Here is a 12,001-nt window from a genome sequence, read left to right as displayed (position 1 = left end):
ACATTCGGCTAACTCCGCCTTTACCGACTTTCGTCTAGATCCATCTCGAATGGCTACGGATGGGCGGGCGTGCTGGACAGCTGGATCGAGGAAGATGCGGCCCTGCCGTTGGACACGCCGCTGGTGCGCGCGGTCGAGCTTTTCCTGGCGCGTCCGCAGCGCCGGCTGATCGCGGTGCTGGATGATGATCGCCGCCCGCTCGGCGCGCTGTTCGAGGCCGATATCCGCCGCATCCTGTTCAATCCCTACGGCTTCGCGCTGCTGCAGAACCCCGCCTACACCCAGGGCCTGGCGCGCCGCGTCCATGCCTGCCCCGTCGCCGAGATCCGGCTCGACGTCGCCGACCTGCTCGATGTCTACGCCGCCAGCGGCGGCCGCGAGGGCATGATCCTGACCCGGGAGGGCGAATTTGCCGGCGTGCTCGGCAACCAGGCGATCGTCGCGCTCGCCGCCGAGCGCGAGCGGCGCCAGGCGCGGCGTCACGCCGATCGCCTCATCCGGCTCGACGCGATGAGCGAGGATTTCGTCGGCGATGTGGCGGTGCTGGCCCGGCTGCTCGGCAGCGCCGCCGACGAGGTCGATCAGATGGGCCAGCAGATGACCGAGCGCGGCGCCGAAATCGGCGAGCGCAGCGCCGCCACCGCCGCCGCCGCCACCCAGACCACGGTCGGCATGGGCGATATCGCCGGCCGCGCGCGGCGGCTGGGCGAGATGTTCGGCGCGATCGGCCGCCATCTCGAGGCCGCGCGCGAAACCAGGGCGGAGGCCGAGGCGCTCGTCGGGCTCGCCGCCGGGCGCACCCGCGCGCTCGCCGCCGGGGCGGAGGAGGTGAGCCAGGCGGTGGCGATGATCGAAGCGCTGGCGGCGCGGGTCAATCTGCTCGCCATCAACGCCACCATCGAGGCGGCGCGCGCCGGCGAGGCGGGGCGCGGCTTCGCGGTGGTGGCGCAGGAAGTGAAGGGGCTCGCCGGCCAGGCGCGCCGGGCGGCCGGCGATATCGGCCACCGGATCGATCAGATGCGCGAGATGATGGGCAGCGTCAGCGCCTCGCAGGGCGGCATCGAGCAGGCGTTCGGCCGGATCGATCATGCCAGCCAGGCGATCGAGGCGGCGGTCGGCGCCGAGAGCGACGCGGTGCGCGAGATCGTGCTCCACGCCGATCAGGCGGTGCTCGCCTGCCAGCATATCGGCGAAAATCTGCGCGTGATCGATAGCAGCGTCGGCGAGGCCGGAATCGGCGCCACGGTGCTGTCGCGCAATGCCGGGCTGATCGCCGAGCGCGCCGACGCGCTGAGCGCGCGCGTCGGCCTGTTCGTGGGGGCGATGCGGGCGGTGTGAGCCGCCGCGCCCGCTATTTCACCACCGCGCACGCCACCCGGTCGCCGGCGCCCCCGATCGGCTGGCTCGTATAATCGTCCTTGTTGGCGTGGATCACCAGCGCCGCGCCATCGGCATCGAGGATGTTGAGCCGGTCGCCCTGGCCGTCGGCCAGCGCCAGCATGGGGGTGAAGAGTTCGGCGCGCGCATGGCCGTCGGCATCGGCGTAGATATTGGGCAGATCGCCGCGATCGGTGGCGGCGGGGTTGAGCAGGCCGTGCACCGCCGCGCCATCGCCATGGACATGGCCGCCCGCCTTCTTGAAGCCGGCGTCGGAGCAGTCGCCCACGGCATGGACATGGATGGCGTGCCAGCCGGGGCTCAGCCCCTCGGCCTCGACATGGATCAGCAGCCCCTTGGGCGCGGCGGTGAGGGTGGCGGTGCCGGCCGCGCCCGTCGCCGAGCGGAAGCTGACCGTGCGGCTCGGCGCCTGGGCGGGAAGGGGCGCGGCGAGCGCGGCGACGAGCAGGGCGGCGAGGGGGATGCGCATGACGGCGACTCCTGAAGGGACCGGAGCCGCATGGTAAACCGGCCACAGCGCCGGGGGAAAGGCGGCACGCTCCGGCGCTCGGGCAGTCGCCATCGCCGCGCGGCGCTGCTAGACGCGGCCGATGCCCGCCAGCCATCTCTATCTCGTCGACGGATCGAGCTATATCTTCCGCGCCTATCACCGGCTGCCGCCGCTGACCAATCGGCACGGACAGCCCGCCGGCGCCGTCTATGGCTTCACCACCATGTTGTGGAAGCTGCTGAACGAGCTGGCCGGTCCGGAGGGGCCGAGCCATCTGGCCGTGATCTTCGACAAGGGCAGCCACAGCTTCCGCAACGAGATGTACGATCAGTACAAGGCGCACCGCCCGCCGCCGCCCGAGGATCTCGTCCCGCAATTCCCGATGATCCGCGATGCGACGCGCGCCTTTTCGGTGCCGTGCATCGAAGTGGCCGGCTTCGAGGCGGACGATATCATCGCCTGCTACGCCAAGGCGGCGCTGGCCGAGGGCTGGGCCGTCACCATCGTCTCGTCCGACAAGGATCTGATGCAGCTGATCGAGCCCGGGCTCGACATGCTGGACACGATGAATGATCGCCGGATCGGGCCGGACTATGTCGTCGAGAAGTTCGGCGTCGGACCGGACAAGCTCGGCGATGTGCTGGCGCTGATGGGCGACAGCGTCGACAATGTGCCCGGCGTGCCCGGCGTCGGGCCGAAAACGGCGAGCCAGCTGATCCAGACCTATGGCGATCTCGAATCGGTGCTGGCGGCCGCCGAGTCGATCACCAAGCCCAAGCTGCGCCAGGCGCTGATCGAGCACGCCGATACGGCGCGGCTCTCGCGCCGGCTGGTGGAGCTGCACTGCGCCGCGCCGCTGCCCGAACCGCTCGACGGGCTCTCGCTCCAGGGCATTCCGCCGGCGCCGCTGCGCGCCTTTCTGGAGGATCAGGGCTTCCGCTCGCTGCTCACCAAGCTCGGCGATGGCGGCGCGGCGCCCGTGCCGGCCGCTGCGGCGGCGGCGCTGCCCGATGATCCGCCCTTCCGCCACGAGGCCTATGAGACGGTGGTGGAGATCGAGGCGCTCGACCGCTGGATCGCGGCGGCCACCGCGCAGGGCCATGTCGCGATCGATACCGAGACCGATCATCTCGATGCGATGCGGGCCAATCTGGTCGGCGTCAGCCTCGCCCTGGTGCCCGGCCAGGCCTGCTATATCCCGATCGGCCATGTCGGCGAGGGCGAGGGCCTGCTCGCCGAGGTGCCGGTGCAGCTGCCCCGCGCGCTGGTGCTGGCGCGGCTGGCGCCGCTGCTCGCCGATCCCGCCGTGCTCAAGATCGGGCAGAATCTGAAGTTCGACATGCTGGTGCTGGCGCGCGCCGGGCTCGATCTGGTCGGCTATGACGATACGATGCTGATCAGCTACGATCTCGATGCCGGCCGCCAGAGCCATGGCATGGACGATCTGTGCAAGACGCATCTCGCCCACACCACCATCGCCTTCAAGGATGTCTGCGGCTCGGGCAAGAATCAGGTCAGCTTCGATCGGGTCGGGCTTGAGCGCGCCACCCATTATGCCGCCGAGGACGCCGATGTGACGCTGCGGCTGTGGCGCCGGCTCAAGCCGCGTCTCGCCGCCGAGGGCGCGACCCGCGTCTATGAGCTGGTCGATCGGCCGCTGGTGCCCGTCGTCGCGGCGATGGAGCGCGCTGGCGTCCGGGTGGATCGCGACGAATTGCAGCGGCTCTCGGCCGATTACGCGGTCGAGATCGCGCGGCTGGAGGGCGTGATCCACGAAGCCGCGGGCGGCCCCTTCACCATCGGCTCGCCCAAGCAGCTCGGCGAGGTGCTGTTCGAGCGGCTCGGACTCAAGGGCGGCCGCAAGGGCAAGTCGGGCGTCTATTCCACCGATGTGAACGAGCTGGAACGGCTGGCGGGCGATGGCGTGGAGGTGGCGCGGCTGGTGCTGGAATGGCGCCAGCTCACCAAGCTCAAGACCACCTATACCGATGCCCTGCAGCAGCAGATCAATCCCGAGACGGGCCGGGTCCATACCAGCTTCAGCCTCGCCGTGGCGCAGACGGGGCGGCTGTCCTCCACCGATCCCAATCTCCAGAACATCCCCATCCGCACCGAGTTGGGGCGCCGCATCCGCGATGCCTTTGTCGCCGCGCCGGGCCATGTCATCCTCTCGGCGGACTATTCGCAGATCGAGCTGCGCCTCGCCGCGCACATGGCCGATGTGCCCGAGCTGCGCGAGGCCTTCGCCACCGGCGCGGACATTCACAGCCTCACCGCGCAGGAATTGTTCGGCGAGGTGACGCGGGAGACGCGCGGCCGCGCCAAGACGATCAATTTCGCCATCCTCTACGGCATCTCGGCCTTCGGGCTGGCCGGCCGGCTGGGGGTGGACCGGGGCGAGGCGCAGGCGATCATCGATCGCTATTTCGCCCGCTTCCCCGGGGTCAGCCGCTATATCGCCGATACGGTGGCGCAGGTCCGCGCGCAGGGCCATGTCACCACTTTGTTCGGCCGCAAGACCTGGCTGCCCGGGATCAAGGGCAAGACGGTGGGCGAGCGGCAGGGCGCCGAGCGCCAGGCGATCAACGCGCCGATCCAGGGCACGTCCGCCGATCTCATCAAGCGCGCCATGGTGCGCATGGGGCCCGCGCTCGCCGCCGCCGGGCTCGATCGCGTCCGCATGCTGCTCCAGGTGCATGACGAACTCGTGTTCGAAGTGCCGGAGGAGGAGGCCGCGCGCGCCGCCGAGGTGATCCGCGCGGTGATGGAAGCGGCGGCCGGCCCGGCCGTCACCCTGTCGGTGCCGCTCGGCGTCGAGATCGGCACCGGGCCGAGCTGGGGCGCCGCGCATTGAACGCCTTCAGCCGCACGCGCGAGCCGCAGGGTCCGGGCGATATCGCCGCGCTCGCCAAGGGCGGCCGCACCAATTTCTTCGGCTTCCTGCTGCGGCTCGCGGCGCGCCTGCCCTTTCTGTTCATCGCCGGCCGCATCTATGGCGCGGCGGTGCTGGGCCGCTTCGCCTATGCCACGATCATCGTCGAGTTCGCCGGCCAGCTCGCTACGCTGGGCCTGAAGCGCGGCCTCGCGCAGCAGCTCGCCACCACGCGGCGGCCGCATGTCCATGTCGTGTGGGACGGGCTGCTGGTCGGCTGGATCGTCTCGGCGCTGGCCGCCGCGATCCTGATGATCTGGCCGGTGCTGCTCTTTCCCAATAGCGAGCTGAACGGCTTCGATTGGCTGCTGCCGCTCACCATCTTCGGCTGGGCGGGGTCGGATATCGCGCTGGCGGGCCTGGCCTATCGCGGCGATATCGCCGCCACGGTGCGCGCCCGCTCGCTGATCGAGCCCTGGGTGATCTCGATCGCGGCGGCGGCCCTGTCCTTCTACTCGCTGCGCGACGGGCTGATCCTCAGCTATGCCCTCTCCGCCATCGCCGCGCTGATCGCCTCGATCGTGCCGCTGATGCGCAATTACGGCCCCCCGCGCGGCTGGGCGCCGCAGCCGCGCCGGCTGCTCAAGATCATGCGCCGCAACCTGCCGCTGGCGGGCGCGGACGCGATCGAATGGGGCTCGCGCCGGCTCGACATCGCCATTCTCGGCCTCTTCTTCTCGCCGGCGATCGTCGGCATCTACTATGTGGCGCAGCAGGTCGCGTCGCTGCCGCAGAAGCTCAAGACCAGCTTCGATCCCATTCTCGGCCCCGTCATCACGCGCGAACTGGCCGATGATAATCGCGCCGCCGTGGCCAAGCAGGTCCGCCAGGTCGGCTTCTGGATCATCGCCGCGCAGGTCGGCATCGCGCTCGCGCTGGGTATCCCGGGCGAGGCGGTGATGGGGCTGGTCGGCCCCAAATTCGTCGGCGGCTCGGGCGCGCTCGGCGTGCTGCTCGCGGCGGAGGCGATCGCCGCCACCGCCGTCGTCAGCGAAGCGGCGCTGATCTATATCGCCGCCAAGCGCAATCTGATGATCTCCATCGCCATGATCGTGGCGCAGACGCTGCTGTCGGTGGTGCTGATCTGGCTGATCCGCACGCTCCACCCGGTGGCGAACTGGCGCGACGATCCGATCGCCGCCGCCGGCCCCGCGATCGCGCTGCTGCTCGGCCTCGGCGTCGCCTCGCTGGCCAAGGCGGGGCTGCTGCGCCGCCTGCTCGGCGGCCGCGTGTCGGGCTGGCGCTGGGCGCTGATCCCGGCGGCGGCGGCGGGCACGGCGGTCGGTGTGGCGGCGCTGCTGCTGCCCGAATGGCTGGAGCTGCTGCTCGGCGTGCCCGCCATCCTCGGCGCCTATGGCGTGGTCATCTGGTATCGCGGCTTCGGCCAGGAGGACCGGATGCTGTTCAGCCTCAAGGCCAAGCCCGCCGCGGCGGCGTGACGCGCCGCTAGAGCGCTTCGTAATAGGCGGCGACGAGCCCCGCCTCTGCGCGGGCGGCGGCGTTGAAGGGCGGCTTGACGATGCCCTGGAATCCGTCCGAGACCAGCGCGCGCCACAGGGCGACCGGCTCGGCGCCGCGCGCCCCGCATTCCGCCTCGAACCAGCGCCGGCCGATCGCGACATGGCGGATCTCGTCGCGATAGATGCGGGCGAGAATGGCGGCGGAGCGCCGATCCTCGGCCGCCTCGAAGCGGGCGACGGTGGCCGGCGTCACGTCCAGTCCCCGCGCCTCGAGCGCCATCGGCACCACCGCGAGCCGCGCGGCGCAATCGGCGCGCGTGCGCTCGGCCGCGTCCCACAGGCCGGCATGGGCGGGGAGCGCGCCATAAAAGCTGCCCAGCGCGCGCAGACGCCGGTCGAGCAGGCAGAAATGCAGCGCCTCGTCGGCGCCCACGCCCAGCCAATCGTCGACAAAGGCGCGCGGCCGCCCCGCCGCGAACCGCGCCGCGCAATCGAAGGCGAGGTCGATCGCCACATATTCGATATGGGCCAGCGCATGCAGCAGCGCGATGCGCGAGCGCGGCGATCCCGCCCGACCGCGCTTGGGCATGCGCCCCGGCGGCAGCAATTCGGGACGCGCCCCGCGCGGCGGCGTATCGGGCAGCGCGATCGCGCCCCCCGCCGCCAGCCGGCCGCTCCTCCACGCGCGCGCGGCGGCGCGCGCCGCCATCGCCTTTTCGCGCGGGTCGATCGTCTCCAGCACCGCGCGGCAGGCCTCGCCGAGATGGCGGGCCGCCGCCACCGCCGCGCGCCCCGTCACCGTCCGCCCGCCCACCAGGCCGCCGCGCGCACGCCGCGCGCCCTCACACGTCGAGATTGGCGACGGACAGCGCGTTTTCCTGGATGAACTCGCGCCGCGGCTCCACCACATCGCCCATCAGCCGGGTGAAGATCTCGTCGGCGATCTCGCTCTGCGTGACTTCCACCTTCAGCAGCGAGCGGTTGGCGGGATCGAGCGTGGTTTCCCACAGCTGTTCCGCGTTCATCTCGCCCAGCCCCTTGTAGCGCGCGATCGCCAGCCCCTTGCGGCCGGCGGCGAACACCGCCTCCAGCAATTCGGATGGGCGCGACACGGCCACGCCCTTGGGATCCGGCGCGATCTCCTCATCGTCGCCGTCCTGGCGCTCGGCCTGCTTGAGCGAGACGAGCCGGCTCGGCTCGGCATAGCCCTCGGCCTGTTCGGCGGCGAGCGCGTGCAGCTTGCGCGCCTCGGCCGAGCCCAGGAACGCCGCGTCGACGACATGATGATCGCTGACGCCGCGCCATTTGCGGATCAGATGATAGCCGCCCTCGGGCGCGGCCTCGCCGGTCCAGGCCGCCTCGCGATCGGATCGGCCGAGCCAGGCGGCGACCCGCGCCGCCGCCGCCGCGCGGTCCGCGTCGGGCGCCAGCGCGCCGGTCAGCGCCAGCGCCTCGACCATCGCCGGCTCGTAGCGGCGCGGCACATAGCCCATCAGCGTGCGCATGCGCCGGGCGTGATCGATCAGCGTGCGCAGATCCTGGCCCGAACGCCGGCCGCCCACCGTATCCAGCGCCAGCGTCGCGACGCCGGCCTGCACCAGATATTCGTCCAGCGCCGCCTGGTCCTTGAGATAGACTTCGGACCGGCCCTTGGTGACCTTGTAGAGCGGCGGCTGGGCGATGAAGAGATGGCCGCGCTGGATCAGCTCGGGCATCTGGCGGTAGAAGAAGGTGAGCAGCAGCGTGCGGATATGCGCGCCGTCGACATCGGCGTCCGTCATGATCACGATCTTGTGGTAGCGCAGCTTGTCGGCGTTGAAATCGTCGCGGCCGATGCCCGTGCCCAGCGCCTGGATCAGCGTGCCGACTTCCTTGGACGAGAGCATCCGGTCGAACCGCGCGCGCTCCACGTTCAGGATCTTGCCCTTGAGCGGCAGGATCGCCTGATTGTGGCGGTTGCGCCCCTGCTTGGCCGAGCCGCCGGCGCTGTCGCCCTCGACGATGAACAATTCGGACTTGGCGGGGTCGCGCTCCTGGCAATCGGCCAGCTTGCCGGGCAGCGAGGCGATGTCCATCACCCCCTTGCGCCGCGTCAGCTCGCGCGCCTTGCGCGCCGCCTCGCGCGCGGCGGCGGCATCGATCACCTTCTGCACGATCGAGCGCGCATGGCCGGGATTTTCCTCCAGCCACTCCGCGAGCTTGTCGGCCATCAGGCTTTCCAGCGGCGCACGCACCTCGGACGAGACGAGCTTGTCCTTGGTCTGCGAGCTGAATTTCGGGTCGGGCAGCTTCACCGAAACGATCGCGGTCAGCCCCTCGCGCATATCGTCGCCGGTGAGGCTCACCTTCTCCTTCTTGAGCAGGCCGGATTTGTCCGCATAGCCGTTGAGCGTGCGCGTCAGCGCGGCGCGGAAGGCCGCCAGATGGGTGCCGCCGTCGCGCTGCGGGATATTGTTGGTGAAGCAGAGAACCTGCTCGTAATAGCTGTCATTCCATTCGAGCGCGACATCGATGCCGACATCGTCGCGCTGGCCCGTGATCGCCACCGGCTCGGGCATCAGCGGCGTCTTGGCGCGGTCCAGCCATTTCACAAAGGCGGCGATCCCGCCTTCATAATAAAGCTCCACCTCCTTCTTCTCGGCGTGGCGCGCATCCACCAGGAAGAGGCGCACGCCCGAATTGAGGAAGGCGAGTTCGCGATAGCGATGCTCCAGCCGGTCGAAATCGAACTCGGTGATCTTGAAGGTCTCGGCCGAGGGCAGGAAGGTGACGCGGGTGCCGCGCTTGCCTTCGGCCGGGCCCACCATCGCGAGCGGCGCCACCGCATCGCCGCGCTGGAAGCGCATATAATGCTCCTCCCCATCCCGCCAGATGGTGAGATCGAGGAAGTCGCTCAGCGCGTTGACCACCGACACGCCGACCCCGTGCAGCCCGCCCGAAACCTTGTAGGCGTTGCTGTCGGCATTGTTGTCGAACTTACCGCCGGCATGAAGCTGCGTCATGATGACTTCGGCGGCCGACACGCCTTCCTCGGGATGGATGCCGGTGGGGATGCCGCGGCCATTATCCTCCACCGACACCGAGCCATCGGGGTTGAGCTGGATGATGACGCGATCGCAATGGCCCGCCAGCGCCTCGTCGATGGCATTGTCGGAGACCTCGAACACCATGTGGTGCAGGCCCGAGCCATCATCGGTGTCGCCAATATACATGCCCGGCCGCTTGCGCACGGCATCGAGGCCTTTCAGCACCTTGATCGAGGAGGCGCCGTAGTCGTTCTGCGAGGTGTCTGCCATGCCGATGATATAGGGGCGCGAGCCGCGAAACTAAAGCGAAATGGACCCGGACAGGGCCGCCACACGGCCGTCCGCCACCGCCAGCCGCGCCGTCGCGCCGGGCAGTTCGGCGAACAGAGCGGGCTCGGTCCCCGTCATCCAGACCTGGCCGCCCATCGCCGCCAGCCGCTCGAACAGCGCGGCGCGGCGGCCGGGGTCGAGATGCGCCGCCACCTCGTCCAGCAGCAGCAGCGGCGGCCGGCCGAGCCGCTCCGCCACCAGCCCGGCATGGGCGAGCACCAGCCCGATCAGCAGCGCCTTCTGCTCGCCGGTGGAACAGCGCGCGGCGGGCTGGCCCTTGCCGATATGGGTGACGGCGAGATCACTGCGGTGCGGCCCGGCGAGCGTCCGCCCGGCGGCGGCGTCGCGCGCGCGGCCGGCGCGCAGCTCGGCCGCCAGATCGCCGCCGCGCCACCCCTCCAGCGCCAGCGCAGCGCGCGCGAAGGGGCCCTCGGGCGCCGCGGCGAGCCGCTCCGTCAGCGCCGCCACCACCCGCGCGCGCGCGCCCGCCAGCGCCTCGCCATGCTCGGCCATGCCGGCCTCCAGCGCGCGCAGCCAGGCGGGATCGGCGCCCTCGGGCTCGGCCAGAAGCTTGTTGCGCGCGCGCATCGCCGCCTCGTAGCGCGCGGCATGATGGCCATGGCCGGGCTCCAGCGCCAGCACCAGCCGATCCAGAAAGCGGCGGCGGCCGCCCGCGCTGTCGCTGAACAGCCGGTCCATGGCGGGTGTCAGCCACAGCACGGAGAGCCGTTCCGAAAGCGCGGTGGCGGCGGCGGCGGCGGCGTTGATGCGCACCTGCCGGCGTTCGGGCGCGGCGGCGAGCGTGCCGGTGCCGATCTCGGTCGCGTCCGTCAGCCGCGCGGCGACGGCGAAACCGCCGGGGCCGTCGCTGCGCGCCATCTCGGCCAGCGCCGCGCCGCGCAGCCCGCGTCCCGGCGCGAGCAGCGACACCGCCTCCAATATATTGGTCTTGCCCGCGCCATTCTCGCCCGTCAGCACCACGAAGCCGGGCGGCACGGCGAGCTGGAGCAGCGGGTAGGAGCGGAAGTCGGTCAGCGTCAGGCGGGCGACCGCCATGTCAGTCCTCGGTGATCAGGCTCGCGTCGCGCGTGTCCCGCATCCGCGCATAGACCAGCCCCGACAAAGCCACCATCCCCGCCACATACCAGTAGAAGCCGCGCTCCAGCCCGCTATTCTTGAAACACAGCGCGACATATTCGGCGGTGCCGCCGAACAGCGCATTGGCGATGGCATAGGGCAGCGCCACGCCGGTGGCGCGGATCGCGGCGGGGAAAAGCTCGGCCTTCACCACCGCGTTGATCGCGGTGTAGCCGGACACCAGAAGCAGCAGCAGCATCACCAGCGCGAAGGCGATCAGCGGCGATCGCACCGTCTCCAGCAGCGTGAAGACGGGCACGGTCAGCAGCGCGCCGCCGATCGAGAAGCCCAGCAGCAGCGGCTTGCGCCCGATCCGATCGCTGAGCGCCCCGAAGGCGGGCTGGAGCAGCGCGTAGAGCAGCAGCGCCCAGGCCATGATCGCGCTCGCCACCGCCGGCGGCAGTCCCGCCGTGTTGGCGAGGAATTTCTGCATGTAGATGGAATAGGCGTAGAAGGCGAGCGTACCCCCGGCGGTGAGCGCGAGCACCAGCGCGGTCTCGCGGCGGTGGCGGCCGAACAGATCGGCGAGCGCGCCGCGCGGGGCGGCGGCGCGTTCGGCGCGGCGGAAGCTCTCGGTCTCGGCCAGGCCGCGCCGCATCCGCCACACCAGCAGCGCCAGCAGCGCGCCGATCGCGAAGGGCACACGCCAGCCCCAGCCATCCATCTGCGCCGGGCTCAGCAGCGCCTGCAGCACCAGGAGCAGCGCCAGCGCCAGCAATTGCCCGCCGATCAGCGTGACATATTGGAAGCTGCTCCAGAATCCGCGATGCGCGCGGCCGGCCATCTCGGACAGATAGGTCGCGCTGGCGCCATATTCGCCGCCGACGCTGAGCCCCTGGAGCAGGCGCGCCAGCACCAGCAGCGCGGGCGCGGCGGCGCCGATACGGGCATAGGGCGGGCACAGCGCGATCAGCAGCGATCCCGCGCACATCAGCGTCACCGAAAGCGTCAGCCCCGCCTTGCGGCCGCGCCGATCGGCGAAGCGGCCCATGATCCACCCGCCCAGCGGCCGCATGACGAAGCCGAGCGCGAAGATCGCGGCGGTGTTGAGCAGCTGCGCGGTGCGATCGCCGCTCGGGAAGAAGATGTGCGCGAAATAGAGCGCGAAGGCCGAATAGGCGTACCAGTCGTACCACTCGACCAGATTGCCCGCCGCGCCGCCCAGGATCGACCGGAGCCGCGCGCCGGTCGAGAGGGGGACGGACACGCTCATCGCCGCCGCCGCCGC

The 12,001-nt window shown here is 70.8% G+C and carries 8 protein-coding genes; 3 read left to right on the top strand and 5 right to left on the bottom strand.

From position 1 onward, the window contains the following. The first annotated feature begins 69 nt into the window (after positions 1 to 69). On the top strand, positions 70 to 1,338 hold the full coding sequence (locus LHA26_RS07150; RefSeq protein ID WP_252168027.1) for a methyl-accepting chemotaxis protein: 1,269 nt from the start codon (positions 70 to 72) through the stop codon (positions 1,336 to 1,338). A 13-nt stretch (positions 1,339 to 1,351) separates the two neighbouring features. Here the strand turns inward: LHA26_RS07150 and LHA26_RS07145 are convergent, their stop codons facing one another. After that, a complete protein-coding gene (locus LHA26_RS07145; RefSeq protein ID WP_252168026.1) occupies positions 1,352 to 1,867 on the bottom strand; it encodes a superoxide dismutase family protein in 516 nt (171 codons plus the stop codon). A gap of 121 nt (positions 1,868 to 1,988) precedes the next feature. On the opposite strand from LHA26_RS07145, the gene polA reads away from it, so the two are divergent. Beyond that, on the top strand, positions 1,989 to 4,742 hold the full coding sequence (polA, locus tag LHA26_RS07140; protein WP_252168025.1) for a DNA polymerase I: 2,754 nt from the start codon (positions 1,989 to 1,991) through the stop codon (positions 4,740 to 4,742). Further along, positions 4,739 to 6,259, top strand: coding sequence for a lipopolysaccharide biosynthesis protein (locus LHA26_RS07135; RefSeq protein WP_252168024.1), 1,521 nt, complete (start codon positions 4,739 to 4,741; stop codon positions 6,257 to 6,259). Before polA ends, LHA26_RS07135 begins: the two co-directional genes overlap by 4 nt. Before the next feature lie 7 nt (positions 6,260 to 6,266). Here LHA26_RS07135 and LHA26_RS07130 read toward each other — a convergent pair whose 3' ends face one another. The 4 genes from LHA26_RS07130 to LHA26_RS07115 are packed head-to-tail and all read right to left on the bottom strand — an operon-like array spanning position 6,267 to position 11,986. Further along, complete coding sequence (locus LHA26_RS07130; protein WP_252168023.1) at positions 6,267 to 7,094, bottom strand: ferritin-like domain-containing protein; 828 nt, start codon at positions 7,092 to 7,094, stop codon at positions 6,267 to 6,269. 28 nt (positions 7,095 to 7,122) lie between these two features. Then, on the bottom strand, positions 7,123 to 9,576 hold the full coding sequence (gyrB, locus tag LHA26_RS07125) for a DNA topoisomerase (ATP-hydrolyzing) subunit B (RefSeq protein WP_252168022.1): 2,454 nt from the start codon (positions 9,574 to 9,576) through the stop codon (positions 7,123 to 7,125). A gap of 30 nt (positions 9,577 to 9,606) precedes the next feature. Then, on the bottom strand, positions 9,607 to 10,692 hold the full coding sequence (gene recF / locus LHA26_RS07120) for a DNA replication/repair protein RecF (protein ID WP_252168021.1): 1,086 nt from the start codon (positions 10,690 to 10,692) through the stop codon (positions 9,607 to 9,609). A gap of 1 nt (position 10,693) precedes the next feature. Next, positions 10,694 to 11,986, bottom strand: coding sequence for an MFS transporter (locus LHA26_RS07115; RefSeq protein WP_252168020.1), 1,293 nt, complete (start codon positions 11,984 to 11,986; stop codon positions 10,694 to 10,696). Positions 11,987 to 12,001: the final 15 nt, after the last annotated feature.

Source organism: Sphingomonas morindae (assembly GCF_023822065.1).
Classification (GTDB): Bacteria; Pseudomonadota; Alphaproteobacteria; order Sphingomonadales; family Sphingomonadaceae; genus Solisphingomonas; species Solisphingomonas morindae.
The sequence above is the reverse complement of the archived record's forward strand: the minus strand, read 5'-3'. Positions and strand labels throughout refer to the sequence as shown.